This window comes from Prevotella sp. BV3P1 (assembly GCF_000479005.1).
GTDB lineage: Bacteria > Bacteroidota > Bacteroidia > Bacteroidales > Bacteroidaceae > Prevotella.
Map to the genome: position 1 here is coordinate 90718 of NZ_AWXC01000008.1, position 21704 is coordinate 112421.

The window sequence follows — 21704 nt, forward strand, 5'->3', positions numbered from 1 at the left end:
TTTATTCGCACTTATAGGTCGTCTTCAATGGCTGTACTCTTAGCGTATGCCGTACTTTTCGCCTCAAAGAAGTCGGTCTTTACCATGTTCGGGTCAGAATATTGCGCTACCCATTTCATGTCTTCGGGTTCTTTTTGATTGTCCTCATACAGATAATCAAAGCCCAAGCTGTGCCAACGCAGGTTGCCCAGATAATGAATGTAGTCTGTCACCATTTGCGCATTGAGTCCTTGAATGTCGTTTCCAATCACATATTGTCCCCATGCAATCTCCTGACGAACGCCCTCTCGCATCATCTCTTCGTACACTTTCACCTTTTCGGGCGTAAACATTTCGGGCTCTTCTTTTTTCAATTCTTTGATAATGTTTCTGAACAACCACAGGTGAGTGTTCTCGTCACGGTTGATGTAGCGTATCTCTTGTGCCGATCCAGACATCTTTCCGTTGCGACTGAGATTGTAGAAAAACATAAAACCACTGTAAAAGTAGATGCCTTCCAAGATGAAATTAGCAATACAGGTCTTCATCAGTGCATACAAATCTTGCTTTTCATGAAACTCATTATAGCAATTGCCGATGAAGGTGTTGCGCCTTAACAGATGCTCATCTGTCTTCCATTGATACAGAATGTCATTGCGTTGCTCGGGGCTGCATATCGTGTCGAGCATGTAACTGTAACTCTGACTGTGCACACACTCTTGAAAAGCCTGTATGTGCAGGCATAGGTTTACCTCGTTGGCTGTGATGTATTCGCACAGTGAAGGCAGGTTGTTGCTTTGCAGGGAATCGAGAAAAACGAGGAAACTCAATATCTTGTCGTAGGCAGTGCGCTCGGCTTTGTCCAGTCGTGGATAGTCTTTTGTGTCTTGGGTGAGGTTGATTTCTTCTGGAATCCAAAAGTTGTTCATCGCCTGCCTGTACCAGTCGCTTGCCCATTGGTATTTCATGTTGTTGAAATCATTGAGGTTGGTGGTGTTTCCCCCAATCATCCTTCTCAATCGTAGGTCTGTATCTCCGTTTGGATTAAATAGCGAATTGCGCTTTAATTGTGTCATGTTTTTATTAGTTTATGAGTTTTTTAGTTTTTTAGTTTATGAGTTTTGGCTTGCTTTTTACCTCACCAATTGTCATCACATCAATCTTTTTCGGCCTTATGAGGCGCAGCTTTCACACTCTTCCACCTCTAACGATTTGCTTCGGATATAGTAGATGGTTTTCACACCGCAGTGCCATGCCAAGGTGTACAGTCCCAACAGTTGCCGCATGGTATAATTATTGGTGATGTATAGGTTGACACTTTGTGCTTGGTCAATATGCTTCTGTCTTATTCCTGCGGCTCTCATGCTCCACGATTGGTCTATCAGGTATGCGCTTTTGTATACCCAATAGGTTTTATCTGATAGGCTTGGAGCTACTCGGGGCAACATGGCACCTTTCTTTTCTTCCAAGAAGAACCGTTTCATTACAGGGTCTACGCCTGCCGTGGTGGCTGCGATGATGCTTGTGCTGCTGGTTGGTGCGATGGCTAAGAGGTAGGCGTTGCGCATGCCCTGCTGACTTACTTTCTTGGCAAGTGCTTTCCATTGGGGCGATGTATATTGTCGCTTGGTGAAGTATTCGCCTGTTTGCCAGTCGCTACCTTCAAAGTATTTGTAGCTTCCCTTTTGTTTTGCAATGTCCGAACTGGCTTCAATAGCCAGACGATTGATGCGCTCAAACACTTTGTCTACGAACGACAGATGCTCTTCGCTTTCCCATTTGATGCCCCTTATGGCCAGTGCATGATGATAACCACTCACGCCCAAGCCGATGCTTCGATAGGTGCGGTTGGTGATTTTTGCGAAAGGAAGAGGGTAAAAGTTCAAGTCTATCACATTATCCAAGGCTCTTACCACGCTTGATACCACCTCTCTCATCTCTGTTTCGTCTTCCAGTTTTAGGTGTCCCAACGACAAGCTGGCAAGGTTGCACACCACGAAGTCGCCCGGTTTCACGGTCCTTACCACTACGGTGTCGCCCTCTTCGGTGCGTATCTCGTTAGACACTTCCTCTATCTGCGACATGTTTTGTGCTATCTCCGTGCAGAGGTTAGAGCAGTAAATGATGCCTTTGTGGTGGTTGGGGTTGGCCCTGTTCACCGTGTCTCTGTTAAAGGTGAAGGGAGTACCCGTCTCCACAGCCGATTTAAGGATAAGTCTGACAATCTCTTTTATAGACATAACTCTTCGTGAAATGTTGCTGTCATGCACGCAATCCCAATAGCGTTTCTCCCATTCCTCACCATAATAGTCTTCCAAGTTATACCCTTTAGCGGTCATCACCTCATTGGGACAGAACATATACCAGTCTTGGTTGAGGTTTTCTTCTGCCATTTTCCAAAACAAGTCGGGGTAACAGATGGCGGGAAAGATGTCGTGTGCCTTCATCCTGTCATCGCCATTGTTGGTGCGAAGTTGTAGGAATTCGGGTAAATCCTTATGCCATACATCCAGATATACAGCCACCGCACCCTGTCTAACGCCTAACTGATCGACGGCAACGGCCGTGTCGTTTACCAGTTTCATCCAGCGAATAACGCCACCGGCAGCACCCTTAAAGCCTCTTATCCTGCCGCCTGCAGCGCGCACCTTACCAAAGTAGAGTCCCATGCCACCGCCAAACTTGCTCACTTGCGCAAAGTTGTCAATGCTTCGGTAGATGCCTTCCAAACTGTCGGGAACGGTATCAATGAAACAACTTGACAGTTGGTGAAACGGCTTGCGCGCATTGGAAAGGGTGGGGGTTGCCATGGTTACTTGCAGCTTGCTCAGCATGTTGTAAAAGCGTTGCACCCACATCATGCGGTCTTGTGGCTCGTTCATTGCCAGATGCAAGGCTATTCCCAAGAACATTTCTTGCACACTTTCAATGGGATTGTTGTCAAAATTACGAATCACATAGCGTTTAATGAGCAGTTCCAGTCCCGAATAGTTGAGCAAGTGGTTGCGACTGGCATCCATAAATGTTGCCGCTTGTTCTATTTCGGCTTTGCTGTATTGTTGCAAGATATATGCGCCATAAAGATTCCTGTCTGTCAAGAACTTCAGCTTGTCATACAGAGACATCAGTCCCTCGCTGTCTTCAAAGCGTGCGATGCGTTTGTTGAGTTGGTAATTGAGCAGTCGGGCCGCGATGAATTCCCATTCGGGAGCCTCTTGCGTGGTAAGCTCCACCGCTGCCTTGATAAGCGCGTTCATGCGTTCGGTGGCAGTCATACCAGCTTTGCTGAAGCTGGCATACTTGTCGATGAGCAGCAATATACTATATTCTTTGTCTGTAAAGTCAGCGGCAATATGTCTCAATACCTCTGTAATGTGTTCGTCTTGCAAATCCTCGGCGATGCGCCTATAGGTACGACGTATCTCGGTTCGCTGCCATCTGAACAGGATAAAACTCTTTGCTTCGGCGTAATAACCGTTTTTCATCAGCGCCTTTTCCACCTCATCCTGAATGCTCTCCACATTTTGCTTGATATGATTGGTACAAACAATATCTTCTACCGATTGTACCATTTGGTAGATAGTGGCATCGTCTATCTCGTGTTTCGTACTGATAAAGCTCTTCTTGATGGCCGTAGCAATCTTCTCTTTGTCATATTGCTCGGTTGAGCCGTTACGCTTAGTAATATCCATTGATTTTTATAATAAGAAGTAAGAGTTGTAATGTTGTTTCTGCAAAGTTAATGAAATGCGTCGGAAGAAAAAATTATATCTTGTAATTTTTACAGGCAAAGAGGCAGATTTGGCAACGAGAAGTGGCTTACCGATAGGGTCTTGATCTTAAAAGAAAAGTACAGTTAATAATTCTTAAACATGTTAATTAGATTCGTTTTATTTTACAAAAATAATTCTCAAAATAGAAAAACAAGTTGCCTGTTTTGGTGCAAAAACAAAGCCTTTTCTGCTTATCTCTATCTCTTTGTCGTGTTATGTCAATGGAATAGAGCGGTTATTGCATTGAGTTTGCCGTGTTATCTACATGCTTTTGCGTGCTTATTTGCACCAAAAATGGAGGTTTGAGCATCAAAAAGGTCGTGTTTTATGCTCATTTTGGGAAGGTGTTATTATGGCTTTTCACTATAACGAATTGATTGATAAGAAGATAAGAAAATGCTCAAATGCTTCCCATATTTTAGCTGATGAGGTTGCGGCGTTGCTAAAATGCGCAGCATTTTTGTTAAAAACGTTGCCTGATATTTTGTCAGCTCTGTCATTTTTTGTAATTTTGGAATAAATAAGAAACGAATGCGACCATGGATATAGAAAAAATGAAAGATATGATGGCGTGTCGCGACGGACTGTCAAATACGCTTGGTATGGAGTTTGTGTCCACTCCCGAGCCAGATACTTGTATGGCGCGAATGAAAGTGACAGACAAAAACAAGCAAATATTTGGGTTCCTAAGTGGTGGGGCCACCTTGGCTTTGGCTGAAAATCTGGCTGGAGTGGGGAGCATGGCTCTTTGCCCCGACAACATTTGCGTAGGCATCAACGTGAGCGGCAACCATGTGCGAACGGTGATGGAGGGCGAAACAGTAACGGCGTTTGGCCGACTACAACATCAAGGGGCAACGTTGCACCAATGGCACATCGAGATAAAAAACGAGCAAGAAGAACTCATCTCAACCGTACAGGTTACCAATTATGTGATGAACAGGCCCAAGAATGATTAGTTTTGCGTATTATAGACTGCCCGATGCAAGGCATTTTATAAAACTTATCCAAAAGAATGGAGAGCCAAAGACATACTTTTCATTAACAGATTTGAATGGAAAAGAGGGCTTCGTGCTTGCTCCTTTCAAGATAGATAAGGCACATCCTGTCGTGTTGATTCATCCTGAAAAGAAAGAAAGGGTGCGTGTCAGCAAATGTTCTGCAAGGCTGCGCAATGGATGCGGCGCGGCGGTATTGGATTCATCTTTTGATGACAGGGAACGGTATGGTGAGGTTTTCCGTTGTTTTCATCAACAGTTGAAAGACGAAAAGTTGGCGAAAATCGTGCTGGCTCGTCGTGAAGAAATGCCGCACTCGGCACTGGTGGATGCGGAAACTTTGTTTATGGAAGCTTGCCGAGTATATCCTCATCTCTGCATCATGTTGGTGTCAACGCCCCAGACTGGCACATGGCTCATGGCTACACCAGAGGTGTTGCTGGACGGTGACGGAGAAACATGGCGCACCATGGCTTTGGCTGGCACGATGAAAGCAAGAGAATTGGCACCCGATGCTGACTGCTCTTCTGCCAGTACGCCGTGGGTGGATGACAACGGCATGCGTGATTGGTCGGCTAAGAACAAGCACGAGCAGCAGTTGGTTGCGACTTATATCCAACAATGTCTGTCGCCTTTCGCCGCTCAACTTACCCAGCGAGGACCTTATACCGTTCAGGCAGGTGACTTGGTGCATCTGCGCAGTGATTTTATGTTCAGTCTTCATGATACCAAGTCCTTGGGTTCTCTACTCGAGGCTTTGCATCCTACACCTGCTGTGTGTGGACTGCCAAAGGCTGAGGCGCAGCGGTTCATTCTGGAGAACGAGCATGCCGATCGCAGTTATTATAGTGGATTTGCAGGCTTACTCAATCCAAATGGCGAAACTCATCTTTATGTTTCACTTCGATGTATGCAAATTTTAGAGAATAGTTATCGGCTCTATGCCGGTGGAGGACTGCTCCTTGACAGCGTAGAGCAACAGGAGTGGGAAGAAACTGTGGCGAAAATGGAAACCATGAAGCACCTTATAGCGGAAACAAAGTGATGTATTCAGACAAAGAAAATGTAAATATATTGACGGCGTTGCTGGTGGCTCATGGCATTAGGCACGCTGTGGTGTGTCCCGGTTCGCGCAATGCACCCATTGTACATAATCTCAACGAATGCCCCAACATCACATGCCACCCGGTGACAGACGAGCGGTCGGCTGGATTTTATGCCTTGGGTATGGCTCAAATCTTAAGCCATCCTGTTGCCGTTTGTGTCACCTCGGGTACAGCGTTGCTCAATCTTTTGCCAGCTACGGCAGAGGCTTATTATCAACATGTGCCTTTGGTGGTAATTTCGGCTGACAGACCTGCGATGTGGATTGACCAGCAAGATGGACAAACCTTGCCGCAGTTGGATGCTTTAGGGCGTTTTGTCAGTAAGGCGTTCTCGTTACCCGAGCCTTCTACTGATGATGAACGGTGGTACTGTAATCGATTGGTAAACGAAGCATTACTTTGTTGTCAGCGGCATGGCGGCAGTCCGGTACACTTGAATGTACCCATTTCAGAACCCTTGTTTACATTCAATGTACCAGCGTTGCCAACCGAACGTGTGATTCGACAGGTTGCGGCAACCGAAGATGAGGCCTGCCGTAGATGTCTGGAAGAGAGACTGATGGCGGCGCGTCGCCCTATGATTGTAGTGGGACAGCTGACGTATGAAGTGGCTAAGATACTGAGAAACACCCTCCAACAGTTGCAAATAGAGGTGGTAGTGCTGCACGAATGTTTGTCAGTGGGGCAATCGCAACAGATAGATACGGTGTTGCAACACATCAAAGACCACGAGTCTGACTATATGCCCGATACCATTATCTATATAGGAGGTACGTTGGTGAGCAAAAAAATCAAGCAGTTTTTGCGCCGGTGCACGCACGCCGACACATGGATAGTGAGCAGTGAAGGGCGATTGTACGATACGTTTCAAAATCTGCAAGGCGTTGTTGAGGGAAATCCTGTCTATCTGTTGCAGCAGCTCAATGCACGCGTTCAGCTCATGAAGCAACAAGAGAGCCTGAACTTTCAACGAGATTTTTATCATCGTTGGCAACAAAGCATTCAGTCGGCAGCAGTGGCTTTCAGTAAAATGAACGTGCCCTATTCGCAGTTTTTGGCAGTAAAAACATTGTTTCACAATCTTTCTTTTTCGTCTGATTATTTGCTGCATGCCGCCAACAGCATGTCCGTTAGGTTGGTTAACCACTTTGCCAGCGATTATGTTTTTTGCAATCGGGGTGTCAACGGCATTGATGGGAGTTTGTCAACGGCAGCAGGTTGCTCGCTGGTGACAACTCAAAACGTGTATTGCGTCATCGGTGATTTGAGCTTCTTTTACGACCAAAACGCCCTGTGGCATAGCTTAGGGGGCAATTTCAGAGTGCTGTTGCTGAACAATGGGGGTGGGGTTATCTTCCAAAGTTTGCCAGGTTTGAAAGATAGTACGGCTCATCAGACATTGATTTCTGCCCAACATCATACATCGGCTTGTGGGATTTGCCAGCAAAACAACGTGGCTTATCTTTCGGCACATGATGAGGAAGAACTTGAAAATAACATGAATCACTTTGTGAATGACAACTTTGACCGCCCCGTAGTCTTTGAGGTGTTTACCTCGCAACAGCAAGATGAACAGGCAATGAACGAATACAAACAAGTTTAATTTGATATGGAAAAAAGACAATGGAAGTCTATTGACGGCTTCAACTTTAAGGAAATCCTCTTCGAGGAGTATAACAGAATTGCGAAGATAACAATCAATCGTGAGCGTTATCGCAACGCTTTTACGCCGCTCACCACATGGGAAATGTCGCAAGCCTTTGCCTATTGCCGAGAGTGTGCGGGCATTCGTGTGGTTATTCTCACAGGAGCGGGAGACAAAGCGTTCTGCTCTGGGGGCGACATGCACGTGAAAGGACGAGGCGGATATGTAGGAACAGATGGCGTGCCACGGCTCAATGTGCTGGACGTACAGATGCAAATTCGGCGCTTACCCAAACCTGTGATTGCCATGGTGAATGGCTATGCTATCGGAGGAGGGCATGTGTTGCATGTCATGTGTGACCTGACGATTGCCAGTGAGAATGCCATCTTCGGCCAAACGGGACCAAAGGTTGGGTCTTTTGATGCAGGTTTCGGCGCTTCGTATTTAGCTCGAATGGTGGGACAGAAGCGTGCCAGGGAGATTTGGTTCATGTGCAAGCAGTACTCGGCACACGAGGCAGAGCGTATGGGCATGGTGAACAAGGTGGTGCCATTCGATGAATTGGAGGATGAATGCGTGTCATGGGCGGAGACAATGATGCAACGTTCGCCCTTGGCGTTACGCATGATCAAGGCTGGACTGAATGCCGAGTTAGACGGACAAGCCGGTATTCAGGAGTTGGCAGGCGATGCTACCATGCTGTATTACACCATGGACGAGGCACAAGAGGGTGGAAAAGCATTCTTGGAGAAACGCAAGCCCGACTTTGACAAGTATCCGCAGTTTCCCTGAGAGCACGCAAATGAAATATTGTTATTCTATCTGTAAGCGCACACTGCACTTCAAAAATCCTGCCACTACCTCACGGGGAGTGTACCAAACACGCACGAGTTACTATGTAACCCTTTGGCGTGAAGACCGTCCTTCCATCAAAGGGGTGGGCGAGTGTGCCACCTTGCCTGATCTAAGTTGTGACGTTTGTCCTGATTATGAGCAAATTTTAACCGAAGCGTGCCATGAGGTGGCGCATGAGGGGCGTATCAACTACGAGCGTTTGCGACCTTATCCGTCAATACTCTTTGGGTTGGAAACGGCGTTAGCGCAAATAAAGGCAAACGGAAGTGCTGCCTTGTTTAACACCCCTTTCGCACGAGGAGAGGAGGGAATCACCATCAACGGCTTGGTGTGGATGGGTACATTCGAGGAAATGGTGCGTAGGATGCAGGAAAAATTGGAGCAAGGCTTTCGCTGTGTGAAGTTGAAGATAGGAGCTATCAACTTTGAGAAAGAATTAGAACTGGTACGCGCTATCCGTTCGCATTTCACCTCAGAGCAAGTTCAGTTGCGCCTTGATGCCAATGGTGGTTTCGCACCCGATGAGGCTCTTGCAAAGTTGGAACAGTTGGCTAAGTATGACATTCATTCGATAGAGCAACCCATCAAGCAACATCAGTGGCAGCAAATGGCACGCTTGTGCCGTGAGTCGCCCATTCCTATCGCACTTGATGAAGAACTCATTGGGGTGAACCAGCGACATGAAAAAGAAGAGTTGCTCAATGCCATACGCCCACAATACATCATTTTGAAGCCTTCGTTGCATGGTGGCATGCGTGGAACAGAAGAATGGATAACATTAGCAAGGCAACGAAACATAGACTCGTGGCTCACCAGTGCATTGGAGAGTAATGTGGGATTGAACGCCATTGCACACCTTGCCGCAAAGTTTTATGGACCGCATGTCACCTTTCCGCAGGGCTTGGGAACAGGACTTCTGTTTACGGACAACGTACCTATGCCGTTGGAAGTGAGAGGAGATCGGTTGTGGTTCATGCCCGCAAAGACATTAAATGGATGAAAAAATGACTTATCAAGAATTTATCAGCGAATGGAATAATAATGCACAGACCATCCATGTGCAAACCAGTGGGTCGACAGGCGCACCGAAGAAGATGAATGTACGGAAGGACAGAATGATTGAAAGTGCCAAGATGACGTGTGACTTCCTTGGATTACAGCAGGGTGACACCGCATTGTTGTGCATGAATCTCGACTATATTGGCGCCAAGATGATGGTGGTTCGTTCACTTGTCAGGCAACTCCGTTTGATACAGGTAGCCCCCTCCGGTCATCCGTTGGCAACGGTTGATGTTCCAATTACCTTTGCCGCCATGGTTCCTCTGCAAGTATTTAACTCGCTGCAAGTACCCGAAGAACGGGAAAAATTACGCCAAATCAAACATCTTATCATTGGTGGAGGGGCTATTGACGATGTCTTGGCAGCCCAACTGCACGACTTTCCTCATGCGGTATGGAGTACATACGGCATGACTGAAACCCTGTCGCACATTGCCTTACGCAGATTGAACGGTTGCGAGTCTTCGAGTTGGTACACGCCCCTACAAGGAATAAAGGTATCAACGAATGCTGATGACTGTTTGGTCATTGATGCTCCGAAGCTTTGTGACACGCCGATTGTGACGAATGATATGGCCGAAATCCGATCGACAAGCACGTCTGAGGGGCAAAACACCCTTGCTTTTCGCATCATTGGCCGCCGCGACAACGTCATCAACAGTGGCGGCGTGAAGATTCAGATGGAAGAGTTGGAACGCCTGATGCGGCCTTTCCTCACCATGCCTTACATGGTGACCAAGCGCAAGAGCGAGAAGTTTGGCGAAATAGTAGTGCTGATGGTGGAGAGAGAGGGTGATGACGAGGGAGCAACCGTTGAGGAAAAATCTGAGTTGCCCATGCTGCGGGCCATCCACAAACTGCTGCATCGGGCCTTGCCTCGTTATTGGGAGCCGCGCCTGTATCTGTCGGTAGACCGCATTCCGATGACCGAAACGGGGAAACCCAATCGGGCTTTGGCTCAGCAAATGGCCGAGAAACCTGACTTACCTTGCAGCCGCGTCTTTGCGGTGGATGACGAATGAGTGCGGTAACAGCCGACGGCAAGTAGGATGTTGCGGTCGGCCACGCCACTGATATGCGCTACTCACCTTCGCGAAAAAAGTCGAAGGCGTTTTTAATCTCCTCCATTGTCGCCGTCTGGTTAATCTTGATGTCGCCCACGTCGGCAAGCAACGTGAAGTTTATCTCGTCACCAAGATTCTTCTTGTCGTGGCGCATCAAGGCGATGAGTTCGTCGTAGTCGTCGCATGTAAACGGCAATTGTCCATACCACTCTTTAACGAACCTGACCGTTTGTCGCATCTTCTCCGTTGGGAAGCTGCACTTGACGCAGCTCAGGTACAACTCGCAAACCAGGCCCCATGCCACCGCATAACCATGTAGTATAGGTTTCCGTTTCAGCGACCACGACTCGAACGCATGGCCGAAGGTGTGTCCGAGGTTCAAAGCCTTGCGTATGTTCTGCTCAAAAGGGTCTCGTGTCACCACCTCTTCTTTCACGTCAACCGAGGCAGCAATCATTCCTTGCAGCTGTTGGATGTCAACGTCGCCGCTCAAGTCGAACGTCAGCAATTCGCCCATCATCTTGTCGTTGCTGATCAAGCCGTGCTTCAACATCTCCGCATAGCCGCTGCGCAGGTTTTCCAGGTCAAGCGTTTGCAGGAATGCTGCGTGCAGGATGACGAAATTAGCGTCATTGAACACCCCTATCTCATTCTTCAGTCCCCCGTAGTTGATGCCCGTCTTGCCACCCACGGAAGCGTCGACCATGGCCAGAAGGGTGGTGGGGATGTTGATGAAGCGAATGCCGCGTTTGAAGGTGGAGGCGGCGAATCCCCCAAGGTCTGTCACCATGCCGCCTCCCAGGTTGATGACGCATGAGTGGCGGGTAGCTCGATGTTCTTGCAGTGCCGCCCATATCTTTTCCACCGACCGCAAGTCTTTGTGAACGTCAGAAGCGGGGATGGTGATGAGGTGCGCACCCATCAACGTGTAAAACTCGCGAATCTTCGGCCAACAGTGTTCGGCGGTCGTGTCGTCCGCAACGACGAACATGCGGTCGGGTTGGCATGCTGCAATCGCCTTGGACAGGTCAGCTTGCAAATGGGTGGATAGGATAATCTTTTGTTTCATCTTCTCTTTTTGTGGTTACAAATATAATAAAAAAAGCATATATTCTTGCCTTTCGGTTGGTCTATTGGGCCACGGAACTCACATTTAAGATGGTTGTTCGGTGTAAACCGACAATTATAACCTTTTGCATGAATGAAGAATAAAACTACCATTTACACCACGATGCGGACATCGTGGTGGATGAAAACCAATGGAACTTGCTTTTGTTAACAAACCTTTCGTTTGTTAAATCAGTTCATTTTCTTTGACAAAATAAAATTGTAAAATAGAAATAATGGAGAGTGTTTTAAGGCGTTGTCTGCCTTAAACTCATCATTTTGTACGCTATTCACATGGGTTAAATCGCCAATTAGCATGCTTTTGCAGTTCAATATGCATGCTTTTGCGCCCCAATATACATCATATAGAGGGCGTTTTTCGCACAAAAAAAGAGGTCTTTTGACCCAAACACGATGCTTTTTGATTTCGTTTAAGTCTTAAAAATCATATAAGATACTAATAATCAAATAGATAACAACACTCTTTCACGATGAGCATATTTCCCACGTATGAACATGTTAGTTGAAAAAACGCCCGGCATTTGTGTTAAAAAAACGTTGTGCCATACGAGATATCACTGAAAAACGTACCGTTTGTTTAGAAACAATAAGCACCTTTGTTTCATGAAAAAGCCGTGTGAATTGAGCCATCTTTTCAACAAACTGGCGCTATGATTTACAGGTAGGCGATGTGGAATATACGGGTATTTCCCCCAACAAGGTAGGAAAAACCCTACGCAGCAATAGTGAAAACATCTTTAGGTATACTGGATCTATTGTGTACATTTGCAATAGATAAAATTATGAAACTTAAAAATATACGACGATGAAAAAGATGATGAAATTATTACCAATCGTGTTAATGGCACTCTTTACAGTCAGCGTTACCTCATGTAGCGACGACAATGATTATTATTATGAAGACCCTTACGATAACTCTCAGGACGTGCTGTATGAGATGGCACAGACCCTGCGTGGACATTGGACGGGAAAGACGGCTGCTCGTTTTAAAGACCCCGATGGACTATTGCGGGAAGAGGTGTACGACACAGACATAGAATTTGATATGTACGATTCTAAGTCGCGCAATGGTCGTGGGCGCCAGGTGGATTATTTCAATGGGGAAGTGGCCTACGATAGAACGTTCTCTTGGGCTATCGATTCTCGATCTGGAGACATCATTATTACCTATGATGGTGAAAATGGGAAAAAATTCCAGATGATTATCGATTTTGACGACATGAAGCTCGATGATCACACGTTCTCTGGCGTGATGGTTGGCACTGGTGAGTCGGATGAGTTTTCCTACACTCGCTATACGTATGCCAAGAAGGTGATGATGGATTTTGAGGAGTGATGAAGATGAGTCAGGGCCGGTTGCCATCGCTGATGATTATGGCAACCCCCAGGCTCGTTGCACTTTCTCTACTGGTAATGTTTCTACTCGGCGCTCAATGGCGTCGGGTAGGTTGCAGAAAAAGTCGATGCCAGTCTTCTGTTCCAGTTCGTGGATGTTGACAACGTATTTGCTGAGCGAAGTGTCACCATTGTTCTCGTGTTCCACCCAGAAGCCGAGTGCTTTGTAACCCATCTTGTTCTTGCAAAGCACGGCCATGAAGAAGTATTTGGGTACGATGAGCCCTTGACCGAGGGTGGTCAGTATTTGGTTGGGATTGTCTATGGTTCCGCCTTTGCAGACGTACAAGGTGTCACGAAAACTGTCTTGATTCCATGACCTTATTTGTTCTTCCATGTTCTTCCAAACTCCATCATTGAAGGCATGTACTTGTGGCATCATGTTGGAGAGATAGAAGGTCTGGATATTGGCTTCTCTTGATCCCAGACGGTCGGCCGAGGGACAGATGTGGCCGTGGTCGTAGCCTGTACGCCAGAAAGGATCCCTGTTAAATTGGTAGGCTGTGGGAATGTTCTCGTCGCGTGGATATTGGTTGGTATCCGATCGGTAGCGGTTGGTATGGGGTTTGCGAATGCCTCGGTACATCTGGTAGCAGCTCCAGCGTAGTGATTTCTTGCTGGTGTCCCACTCGGTGCAAAAGTTCACGCCACGTTCGCCTGTGCGTTTGTTGAGTAGAGCCTTGTGCACGATGATCATGCTGCTACCTCCTTTCACTTTTGGAAACTCCAAACGGCTGACCTCAGGAGGCATCATGGGGTTGCCAACGGTGGACATGCCGATATATTGGTTGGCGTTGACGTTGGCTTCAGCAGACTCTTTTGAACCATTGTCGTCACTGCATGATGCCAGTGCGAGGATGGCGAAGAGTGGGAAGAGAAAGTGGTTTAGTTTGTTCATCGGCGTGTGGTGGAATGAAAAAAGTGCGACCGACCGTATATGCAACTACGCCCGAACGCACTTTCTTGTCGTCAAAAAAAGTTTTGTATCTTATTTCTGAATCTTACCGTAACGGTTCATGAAGCGGTCTACGCGACCTGCCGTGTCAACAAGTTTGCTCTTACCGGTATAGAAAGGGTGTGAGCTACTTGAGATTTCCACTTTTACCACTGGGTAAGTTTCGCCTTCAAATTCTACTGTCTCGTTACTCTTGCATGTAGACTTTGTAAGGAACATATCGCCGTTGGACATATCCTTGAATACGACGGGGCGATAGTTTTCTGGATGAATTCCTTTTTTCATTTTGATTTCTTATTGAATATAATTGAATTAACTAAGCTATATGGGCTGCAAAAGTACGAAGAATTTCGCAAACAGCCAAACGTATCAATGCTTTTTTGTTATTTCACGACTAAGTTCTTCAGTTCCCAAGTGCCGGCCGACTGTGTTGTGCTTTTGTACTGGAAGGCGATTCTTACGTCTTTCTTGCCTGCGTAGGCGCTGAGGTCAATGGTTGAGTTGACGAAGAACCAGTCGTTCAATGGCCATTTGTTGGGCGTAAGAACCTCCCATGTGGCTGTTGAGGGCTTGCCGCTCTTGTAGTTCGTAGATATCTTGATGAAAATCTCATCTTTCCGAGAGGTGAAGAAGTTTGCGGCTTGCTCAACAGAAAGCGTGACAGTAGTCTTACCGCTCAGGTCGAGGGCGGGTGAGATGAGCCAACTCTCCGTTTCGTATTTTTTGCTCTGGAAAAAGGCACTGGCCTTCACCTGGTGGTGTTTTTTGTCCACAAACCATACGTATTTAAGACCTTGTGGCATGTCTTTCTCGTTGGCAATGGTAAAGGAGCCCAGGCTCTCGGCGAACGTTTCGTTCAAGATGTCGGTTGAAGGCGTTACTGGCTGACCGGGTTTTGTCCCGAAACTCTTTGTGCCGACCAAGGCATACGATACGTTTTTCAGTCCCGTGATGGTAAAGTATGTCTCTATGTCTCCATAGAGCTTGATCTCTTTCTTGTACAAGTCCTTGTTTTGATTCAGGTTGAGTCCAGCCCTAATGTTGCCTTTTGGCAGTTGTATAGGCATGCAGTTGGCGATGTTTGTTTCATCGGCCTTGTCGGCAATAAGGAGGTTGGTCTCCGTTTCGCAGCCCTCTGCGGTGAACTTGGCCTCGTTTCTGTCCTTTCCAGGAATGAATCCTACGATGTATCCCTTGACGAAAACCTTGGCAACCTTGTCCTTTTTCATCGCTGATGCTACGTTGAAGGGTGATGCCTCTGTGCCCTCACCGGTGGGATTGACGGAGGTTCCTGGCTCCTGCGGTTGCGAGTTGTCGCTCGTCTTGCCATTAACAGAGTAGAGATAGCTCTTGTTGGTAACGGTTTCCGGCGTGTTCCCCATGTAGTTTGTGAACTGTCCGCAAACCACAACTTCGTCGCCTACTTTGATATTCTCTGAGGTGAACTTCTTATTTCCCAATCCTAAGCTGCGGTAGATGTAGAGCTGTCCCTTGCTTGTGCCATCGTCAGATATATAATAGGTGGCGTTGCCGTAATCGGTTGTTTTGATTTCCTTGATGGAGACAATCTTGCCCTTGACGTAGACTTCGGCCGAGTTGGCGCCTTTTTTCAGACCTTTGATCATTTTGATAGCACCAGCTACGTTGTATGGATCTTCCAGTGTTCCTGTTCCCTTGGGGTCGGTTGGGGCGACAATCTCGCCACCGCCATTGTCTTTGGGGTATTCGTAGGGTGCGGGAACGTCCTCACAGCTGGAAAGGCTCAGTGCCGCAATGGCCAGCGAAAGGAATGAATAAAATAGCTTTTTCATCATTATTTCTTTTATTGATAGTTGTTCTTTTGGGTTTTGGTTCTTGGCTTTCAGTCAAGAGTGCCATTAGTTTCCGAATCTCCGACAGTAGCCTTAGCCTATTTGATCGGCTTGATGTCGTTGGCCGAGCGCAGCAGGATTTGCCAGGTGTCACGGTATCTGGTAAAGATGCCCGTGATGTCCACGGAGCCTGTTGGCATGGGCTGGTTGGCAAAGTCAGCAAAGGTGTTGGTATGTATTACCATCTTTGAACTGCTGATGCCAGTCAGAGTGCGGTTCACCGCATTGGCTCTTATTTCGGCACTGCGGTCATTGGGTGCGAAGACAGCCTTGCCGTCTGCCTCTTTCAGCCTGACGTTTTTCAAGGTCATGAGCTTTCCACAGTGTTCTGCCATGTACTGCCTGTTGCTGATCTTGCTGACATCGAACACCGTAGGCTCTATCTTACCTGGTTGAACGGAGCCAATAAGCTTGTAATGGCGTTCCCAAACATAGCGGTTTAAGCGACCTACCTGCAGTTGTCCTGTTCTCTTGTTGGTGTATACACCGCCTATTTGTCCTTGGTTGCCATTGCCACCTATCTTTAATCCTTTTAGTGAAATGAGCACTTCCTGGCCCACGGGCAGGTAGCCGTACAGGGCACCTTGTGCCACAGAGATGATAATAGCCCCTGTCTCATCCTGCAAAGCAAACTGGTTGTAGAGGTTTCCTTCGATGTCATTGCCAGTCACCCAGCCTTTGATTTGCATGTCTTCGGTTATCTCTTCCATGCCGTTCGATGCAATTGTGCTGTTGTACTTGGCTTTCAACTGTTTGATGGTGAGTACGTTGGTCTCCGTGAGTTCCTTGTTCCCGTAGGGCGGTTCATTTAGGTTGGGGGCGTCATAGTCGTCACCCATGCACGAAGCCAAGAGGGTGCAAGCCAGCACCATGATGATATGTTTGAGCTCTTTCATGTCTTTGTCGTTATGTTAGAATCTGTATGAAATCTGGAACATGCCGTTGGTTCCGTATGCGTAATACTTTTTGGGATTGTGTTGGAACTTGTAAGTTCTTCTCACGTCTTTTCCATCTTCGGTTGTGTAGAAGCTTGACCGGCTCTGCTCGTAGCCGCCTGTGACGATGCGCCGGTTGTTCAAGATGTTGGTCACCATGAGGTTGAAGTTCAACTGTCCCTTCTTCAGGCGGAAACTCTTGCCGATGCTGCCGTCCAACATGAAACCACCATTGCCTTTCGCTTGGTCCGGAACGAGGTGATTACTTTCGTTGACCATGTTTTTTCTCTCGCGTGGTATGTTCTTATATCGGGAGCTTGGTGAGTAGGACAGGTAGATTCGGTCGTAGTAGTTTCCATTCAAATCGACGTACCATCCGTTCTGGTGATAGCTCAGTCCGATGCTTGCGGCCGTCAAGGGTGTTCCTGCTTCGCGCATGTTCTTATTCAATACGATGTCGTCGGTATAGGTTGCCCGCGTTGAGTTGAGGTAGCGTACCTTAGCATTGTTGATGTTCTTGGCCTCGCTCCAGGTACCGATGGTCTTCAGGTCCAGGTACGATGCCAACTTGAATCGTGCGCCCAGCTCTATGCCGTATGCCTCTTTCTCGATACCTGTCATGGAAACGTACGAGAACGAGTTGATGTCATCTAAGTAGAAATTCTGCCATTCGGTGACGTGATTCATCCTGTTGTAGTAGGCATTTACGTTGGCATGCAGCCATGCGTTTTGGTACTGATAGCCCAATTCGCTGCTGAAGATGCGCTCGTTCTTCAAGTCTTGTACAAAGTCGTTGTTCATTTCGGGCGAAGCAAATGCGGTGCGTGCCACGGGTGCACGCCATTCATATCCTGCTCCAATAGACAGCACGTTGCCCCTGCCGGCATCTAAGGTGAGTCCGGCTTTACCGCCACCGTCCAAGAATTTGGCCCTTCCGCTCTTGCCATACGAGTTGTTGGCAAACATGCCGTTGCGCATATAGCCTTCTCGTTGCATGTCGGTTGCGCCGATTTTTCCAGCCACCATCAAGTGCCAGTGTCCCAATGTGGCCAAATAATTGGTCCAAGCCTGTGCTTTGTTGACGATGATGTCGTAGTCGTAGCCAAACTTGTCGCCTTTGCCAACCAGTCTTCCGGCACGGTCTGCCCCCATGGTATTCAGGTCATACTGCACCGCATCGCTGCCGGCAGGATATTTACCCAGTGCGTAAGTGTTGATATTGTGGTAGCTCTTGGCACCCAATAGGTCTTCCATGGTTTGATAATGTCTGCCCTGGTTGCGTCCCAGTACAAGTCCCAAGTTCCATGTTTGGTCCTTGCTCAACTTCTGAGTGAACGTTGATGCCAGATTCATCACCAAGTTGTCGTTGTGTCGAGCCTGCACATAATACATGGCATCGGCACCGCTCTCGCCAGCCTGTCGGTTGGACCAGTACAGTCGATCCCAGTTAATTTGTCGGTTGGCCTTCGAGGCTGTCCAGTAATTGTACGTATCGCTCCAGTCTAAGAAAGCCTCATGACTTCTGTTCCGTGGATCTGCATCTTCGCCCCACACATCGTAGTGGTTACTCGGAAAGTTCTTCCAATAGTCGGGCTGTGGGTTCTCTGCGTTGCTGTAGTTCAGCTTGGTGCTCTTGTACATGCTGTATTTGCCGAAAAGAGAAGTGGTGAGCTGCATGTCCTTGTTGATGTCCCAGTCCCAAGTCATCAGTGCTGATGGTGCGAAATCGTTGACCACGCGCGAGTTGCGTTTCTTCCCATTCTGATATCCCCAGTACGGGTTGTACAGATAGTCGTTAGCCAACCAGTAGGCCTCATCGGTGGATGCGCCCTGCGACGCACGCTCGGTGGGGTTGCCCCAGGTAGACAATGCCAGCGAATGGCCGTTGCTCCATTTCTTCTGTACGCCGAGGAAATAGGAGAGTGCGTTGTAGAACGTGCCCTCCACATAGCCTCTGTTGGCCCATCGGTAGGTAAGGTTGGCGGCCACGGCCCATCCCTTAGCGTCGAATCCCGACGCGTAGGTGTACATGCCTCTCGCGGTGTAGTTGCGGTTGGCGGCACCCAACGAGAAGCGATGGCCAGCCGGCATGCTGCCCGCACGGAAGTCATAATTGTTGCTGCCGGCCATGCCGTTCACCGCAAAGCTGTTACTTTCAAACGGCAGGGCGAAGTCAACGTTGCGGGTTTGTTGGTTCAACCCGCCAATCATGGAGTACCTGAACTGTCCCGACTCCATGTCGTTCATTGGCGCACCGTTGATGTACACGTCATTGTACTTCTGATTCAGTCCGCGGTAACGAAAGCGAACGGGGGAGAATAGATAGCCTACTCCGGAAGCATAGGCATTGGTGTTCGAGTTGAGGATGGTCACGTTTTGGGTCATGTTGTCATCCTCGCCCAATTGTGCTTCCGTGAAAGTGAAAGCCGATTCGTCCACGAGGGGCGCCTTCTGCTGGTCGGTTTTGTCGTTTTGGGCATGAACCAACGATGCGAAACACAAGGCAAGAACGGCAAGCGTTAGCTTATTCTGCATAATGGAAGATTTTCTGTGTGAATGATTTTCAGCTACAAAGTAACAAAATATATTTTGATGAATGAAATTTTCATGTCGTATTTTTTCTCTTTCCACCTTATTTTATTCGAAATAAATGACTTATCTTTGCAAAAGATAACATGCGTCATGTAAAAAACAAGAATATTAAGATGAAAAAACTATTCATGCTTCTGGGGCTGCTGATGGTAGGCCTCATGGCTATTTCAGGGCAGGACAAATATTCGGTGTACGCCGTGGGATTCTACAATCAGGAAAACCTCTTTGACACTTGTCATGACGAGGGAAAGAACGATTACGACTTTCTGCCCAACGGATCGTACAAATGGGATGGATTGAAGTACACGCACAAACTGCGCAATATGGCGCGTGCCTTGGCTGATATGGGTACGGACGTACTGCCAAACGTAGGCTGCGCCCTCATCGGACTAAGCGAAGTGGAGAACGCGCGGGTGCTCGATGCGCTGGTTGCCCAAGAGCCCTTGGCGGCCCGCGGCTATCGTTACATCCACGTAGAGGGGCCCGATAGACGTGGCATCGATTGCGCCGTGTTGTACAATCCGCAGCTCTTCAAACCCGCGTCTGTCAAACTGGTGCCGTATGTTCAACCGCTTGAAAAAGATAGTGCCTTCTTCACCCGTGGATTCCTCACCGTCACGGGTACGATGGGTGGCGACCGTGTGGCAGCCATCGTGTGCCACTGGCCCAGTCGTTACAGCGGGTCGTTTTACCGGGAGGTGGCTGCTGCACAGGTGAAAGCTATCAAGGACTCGCTTTTGCATCTCGACCCAGCCACCAAAGTCATGGTCATGGGTGACATGAACGATGACCCCGTGAACAAGAGCATGGCCGAGGTGCTTTCCGCCAAGGCCGAGATTGACGACGTGGGGGATGGCGATATGTACAATCCTTGGTACAACGTACTGGCCAAGCAGGGTAAGGGAACGTTGATGTATAACGGCTCATGGAATCTTTTTGACCAGATTGTTCTCTCGCCGAACATGCTAAATAAGAAAGGTGTAAAGGACTTCTCGTCACTCAAATATTGGAAACACCAGATTCAACACCGCGACTATCTCATCCAAACCACCGGCAAATACAAGGGTGCACCCAAGCGTACGACGGCCGGAGGTGTGTGGCTCAATGGTTACAGTGACCACCTACCGGTAGTGGTGTACTTGGTGAAACAACAACAGAGATAACTTTGAACTTTGAGGTTTGAACTTTGAACTTTATGGTTAGCACGTTGAACTTTGAGGTTTGAACTTTGAACTTTATGGTTAGCAAAGCTATTAACTCGTCAATTTGTGAACTTGTGAACACATCTACTCATCAACCAATCAACTCATACATGCACCCCCACCTACTCCCCTCCCTCTTTGTTTCTCCCCTCCTTAGGAGGGGACGGGGGAGGCTTTCTGGGGAGAGGCTTTAATCTCAATGACTTTCCCCTTCAAAGTCATTGAGTTTGCCCTCCAATCTCAATGAGTTTGCACCCCAAAGTCAATGAGTTTAGAACGGTGGATGATTTTGTGTGCTTCCTCATAGGAAATCTAATAGGAATAATCCGCTGACGAGGGAAGATAAAAGCAATTAACTCGTAAACATGTAAATTTCAAACTCGTAAACATATAAACTTGTGAACTCGTCAACTTGTGAACTTGTCAACTTTTGAACTTTTAAACCTGTCAACTCATACATGCACAACCATCAACCCCTCTCTCCCCTCTTGTATCTCCCCTCCTTTGGAGGGGTTGGGGGAGGCTTTCTGGGGAGATAGGCTGCACTACCCACAATGATAGAAACTCATCCCTTTGAACCATTCTTGCCCAAGAATGCCACCCTGCTGATGTTGGGCACGTTTCCGCCGGCCCCCAAGCGGTGGTGCATGCCGTTTTATTACCCCAACTTCCAGAATGACATGTGGCGCATCTTCGGTTATTTGTTTTTCGGTGACAAGCAACATTTTGTGAATCAGCGGGAAAAAACGTTCCATTTAGAAGCACTGAAAGCCTTTCTCGAAGAAAAAGGTGTGGCTCTTTTCGATACTGCCCTGCGTGTACACCGAACCAAAAACACCGCATCTGACAAGGATTTGGAAATCATCGAGCCGGCCGATCTCGATGGGTTGCTGCGGGCTTTGCCGCATTGTACAGCCATACTCACGGCCGGTCAGAAGGCTACGGCCATCTTCACCAGCCATTTTGGCATCACTGCGCCGGCGATGGGAGCCTACGTCACGTTCAGTTTCGACGGTCGACCGATGCGGTTATACCGCATGCCCAGCTCTTCGCGAGCCTATCCCATGAAGCTGGAGAAGAAGGCAGAAAGCTATCGGGTGATGTTCGAAGACGTGCTGGGACTGCCCCCTAAAAAGACTGAATAAAA

The 21704-nt window shown here is 47.9% G+C and carries 18 protein-coding genes; 9 read left to right on the top strand and 9 right to left on the bottom strand.

Features of this window, described 5'->3' with window-relative positions; genetic code table 11:
• Positions 1-11: 11 nt before the first annotated feature.
• The 3 genes from HMPREF1254_RS02430 to HMPREF1254_RS11945 all read right to left on the bottom strand — a co-directional run bounded on the left by HMPREF1254_RS02430 (position 12) and on the right by HMPREF1254_RS11945 (position 4252).
• Positions 12-1055 (bottom strand): ribonucleotide-diphosphate reductase subunit beta, encoded by a 1044-nt coding sequence (locus HMPREF1254_RS02430; protein ID WP_004351072.1) that lies wholly within the window; start codon positions 1053-1055, stop codon positions 12-14.
• A gap of 96 nt (positions 1056-1151) precedes the next feature.
• Positions 1152-3671, bottom strand: a complete 2520-nt coding sequence (locus tag HMPREF1254_RS02435) for a ribonucleoside-diphosphate reductase subunit alpha (protein ID WP_023057177.1) — start codon at positions 3669-3671, stop codon at positions 1152-1154.
• A 431-nt stretch (positions 3672-4102) separates the two neighbouring features.
• Positions 4103-4252 (bottom strand): hypothetical protein, encoded by a 150-nt coding sequence (locus HMPREF1254_RS11945; protein WP_155945411.1) that lies wholly within the window; start codon positions 4250-4252, stop codon positions 4103-4105.
• A gap of 39 nt (positions 4253-4291) precedes the next feature.
• Here HMPREF1254_RS11945 and HMPREF1254_RS02445 point away from each other — a divergent pair, with 39 nt between their 5' ends.
• Genes HMPREF1254_RS02445 through HMPREF1254_RS02470 form a run of 6 tightly spaced genes read left to right on the top strand, consistent with a single transcriptional unit; the run spans position 4292 to position 10437 of the window.
• Positions 4292-4711 carry a PaaI family thioesterase gene (locus HMPREF1254_RS02445; RefSeq protein WP_023057170.1) on the top strand — a complete coding sequence of 140 codons (420 nt, stop codon included), beginning with the start codon at positions 4292-4294 and terminating at the stop codon, positions 4709-4711.
• Positions 4704-5795 (top strand): isochorismate synthase, encoded by a 1092-nt coding sequence (locus HMPREF1254_RS02450; protein WP_023057050.1) that lies wholly within the window; start codon positions 4704-4706, stop codon positions 5793-5795. Before HMPREF1254_RS02445 ends, HMPREF1254_RS02450 begins: the two co-directional genes overlap by 8 nt.
• Complete coding sequence (menD, locus tag HMPREF1254_RS02455; protein WP_023057044.1) at positions 5795-7459, top strand: 2-succinyl-5-enolpyruvyl-6-hydroxy-3-cyclohexene-1-carboxylic-acid synthase; 1665 nt, start codon at positions 5795-5797, stop codon at positions 7457-7459. The genes HMPREF1254_RS02450 and menD overlap by 1 nt, the downstream gene beginning before the upstream one ends.
• Positions 7460-7465: 6 nt before the next feature.
• Positions 7466-8293: a 1,4-dihydroxy-2-naphthoyl-CoA synthase gene (menB, locus tag HMPREF1254_RS02460; protein WP_004349392.1), complete on the top strand. Its 828-nt coding sequence runs from the start codon at positions 7466-7468 to the stop codon at positions 8291-8293.
• A gap of 10 nt (positions 8294-8303) precedes the next feature.
• Positions 8304-9356 (top strand): o-succinylbenzoate synthase, encoded by a 1053-nt coding sequence (locus tag HMPREF1254_RS02465; protein ID WP_023057153.1) that lies wholly within the window; start codon positions 8304-8306, stop codon positions 9354-9356.
• Positions 9357-9360: 4 nt separating this feature from the next.
• Complete coding sequence (locus HMPREF1254_RS02470; RefSeq protein ID WP_036877946.1) at positions 9361-10437, top strand: AMP-binding protein; 1077 nt, start codon at positions 9361-9363, stop codon at positions 10435-10437.
• Positions 10438-10495: 58 nt separating this feature from the next.
• On the opposite strand, the gene aroB is transcribed toward HMPREF1254_RS02470, so the two are convergent.
• Entirely contained in the window at positions 10496-11548 is a 1053-nt protein-coding gene (gene aroB, locus HMPREF1254_RS02475; protein ID WP_023057123.1) for a 3-dehydroquinate synthase, read from the bottom strand.
• An 873-nt stretch (positions 11549-12421) separates the two neighbouring features.
• On the opposite strand from aroB, the gene HMPREF1254_RS02480 reads away from it, so the two are divergent.
• Positions 12422-12943, top strand: a complete 522-nt coding sequence (locus tag HMPREF1254_RS02480) for a hypothetical protein (RefSeq protein WP_231385786.1) — start codon at positions 12422-12424, stop codon at positions 12941-12943.
• 36 nt (positions 12944-12979) lie between these two features.
• Here HMPREF1254_RS02480 and HMPREF1254_RS02485 read toward each other — a convergent pair whose 3' ends face one another.
• The 5 genes from HMPREF1254_RS02485 to HMPREF1254_RS02505 all read right to left on the bottom strand — a co-directional run bounded on the left by HMPREF1254_RS02485 (position 12980) and on the right by HMPREF1254_RS02505 (position 19298).
• Positions 12980-13900, bottom strand: a complete 921-nt coding sequence (locus tag HMPREF1254_RS02485; RefSeq protein ID WP_023057179.1) for a DNA/RNA non-specific endonuclease — start codon at positions 13898-13900, stop codon at positions 12980-12982.
• Positions 13901-13990: 90 nt separating this feature from the next.
• Positions 13991-14242, bottom strand: a complete 252-nt coding sequence (locus HMPREF1254_RS02490) for a type B 50S ribosomal protein L31 (RefSeq protein ID WP_004349399.1) — start codon at positions 14240-14242, stop codon at positions 13991-13993.
• A gap of 98 nt (positions 14243-14340) precedes the next feature.
• On the bottom strand, positions 14341-15768 hold the full coding sequence (locus HMPREF1254_RS02495) for a DUF6359 domain-containing protein (RefSeq protein ID WP_231385787.1): 1428 nt from the start codon (positions 15766-15768) through the stop codon (positions 14341-14343).
• Positions 15769-15866: 98 nt separating this feature from the next.
• Entirely contained in the window at positions 15867-16724 is an 858-nt protein-coding gene (locus HMPREF1254_RS02500) for a DUF5689 domain-containing protein (RefSeq protein ID WP_023057183.1), read from the bottom strand.
• Positions 16725-16739: 15 nt separating this feature from the next.
• On the bottom strand, positions 16740-19298 hold the full coding sequence (locus tag HMPREF1254_RS02505) for a TonB-dependent receptor (protein ID WP_023057057.1): 2559 nt from the start codon (positions 19296-19298) through the stop codon (positions 16740-16742).
• A 170-nt stretch (positions 19299-19468) separates the two neighbouring features.
• On the opposite strand from HMPREF1254_RS02505, the gene HMPREF1254_RS02510 reads away from it, so the two are divergent.
• Together HMPREF1254_RS02510 and HMPREF1254_RS02515 are read left to right on the top strand one after the other, a co-directional pair.
• Positions 19469-20518 carry an endonuclease/exonuclease/phosphatase family protein gene (locus HMPREF1254_RS02510; RefSeq protein WP_036877949.1) on the top strand — a complete coding sequence of 350 codons (1050 nt, stop codon included), beginning with the start codon at positions 19469-19471 and terminating at the stop codon, positions 20516-20518.
• A 593-nt stretch (positions 20519-21111) separates the two neighbouring features.
• The gene (locus HMPREF1254_RS02515; protein WP_023057087.1) at positions 21112-21702 is read left to right on the top strand and encodes a uracil-DNA glycosylase family protein; all 591 of its coding nucleotides are present in this window, start codon (positions 21112-21114) and stop codon (positions 21700-21702) included.
• The last annotated feature ends 2 nt before the right edge of the window (positions 21703-21704 follow it).

What these genes read in the sequence shown, in the direction of transcription:
- HMPREF1254_RS02430 (WP_004351072.1), bottom strand. Translation starts at nt 1,055, where the DNA reads ATGACACAATTAAAGCGCAATTCGCTATTTAATCCAAACGGAGATACA.
- HMPREF1254_RS02435 (WP_023057177.1), bottom strand. Translation starts at nt 3,671, where the DNA reads ATGGATATTACTAAGCGTAACGGCTCAACCGAGCAATATGACAAAGAG.
- HMPREF1254_RS11945 (WP_155945411.1), bottom strand. Translation starts at nt 4,252, where the DNA reads ATGACAGAGCTGACAAAATATCAGGCAACGTTTTTAACAAAAATGCTG.
- HMPREF1254_RS02445 (WP_023057170.1), top strand. Translation starts at nt 4,292, where the DNA reads ATGGATATAGAAAAAATGAAAGATATGATGGCGTGTCGCGACGGACTG.
- HMPREF1254_RS02450 (WP_023057050.1), top strand. Translation starts at nt 4,704, where the DNA reads ATGATTAGTTTTGCGTATTATAGACTGCCCGATGCAAGGCATTTTATA.
- menD (WP_023057044.1), top strand. Translation starts at nt 5,795, where the DNA reads ATGTATTCAGACAAAGAAAATGTAAATATATTGACGGCGTTGCTGGTG.
- menB (WP_004349392.1), top strand. Translation starts at nt 7,466, where the DNA reads ATGGAAAAAAGACAATGGAAGTCTATTGACGGCTTCAACTTTAAGGAA.
- HMPREF1254_RS02465 (WP_023057153.1), top strand. Translation starts at nt 8,304, where the DNA reads ATGAAATATTGTTATTCTATCTGTAAGCGCACACTGCACTTCAAAAAT.
- HMPREF1254_RS02470 (WP_036877946.1), top strand. Translation starts at nt 9,361, where the DNA reads ATGACTTATCAAGAATTTATCAGCGAATGGAATAATAATGCACAGACC.
- aroB (WP_023057123.1), bottom strand. Translation starts at nt 11,548, where the DNA reads ATGAAACAAAAGATTATCCTATCCACCCATTTGCAAGCTGACCTGTCC.
- HMPREF1254_RS02480 (WP_231385786.1), top strand. Translation starts at nt 12,422, where the DNA reads ATGATGAAATTATTACCAATCGTGTTAATGGCACTCTTTACAGTCAGC.
- HMPREF1254_RS02485 (WP_023057179.1), bottom strand. Translation starts at nt 13,900, where the DNA reads ATGAACAAACTAAACCACTTTCTCTTCCCACTCTTCGCCATCCTCGCA.
- HMPREF1254_RS02490 (WP_004349399.1), bottom strand. Translation starts at nt 14,242, where the DNA reads ATGAAAAAAGGAATTCATCCAGAAAACTATCGCCCCGTCGTATTCAAG.
- HMPREF1254_RS02495 (WP_231385787.1), bottom strand. Translation starts at nt 15,768, where the DNA reads ATGAAAAAGCTATTTTATTCATTCCTTTCGCTGGCCATTGCGGCACTG.
- HMPREF1254_RS02500 (WP_023057183.1), bottom strand. Translation starts at nt 16,724, where the DNA reads ATGAAAGAGCTCAAACATATCATCATGGTGCTGGCTTGCACCCTCTTG.
- HMPREF1254_RS02505 (WP_023057057.1), bottom strand. Translation starts at nt 19,298, where the DNA reads ATGCAGAATAAGCTAACGCTTGCCGTTCTTGCCTTGTGTTTCGCATCG.
- HMPREF1254_RS02510 (WP_036877949.1), top strand. Translation starts at nt 19,469, where the DNA reads ATGAAAAAACTATTCATGCTTCTGGGGCTGCTGATGGTAGGCCTCATG.
- HMPREF1254_RS02515 (WP_023057087.1), top strand. Translation starts at nt 21,112, where the DNA reads ATGATAGAAACTCATCCCTTTGAACCATTCTTGCCCAAGAATGCCACC.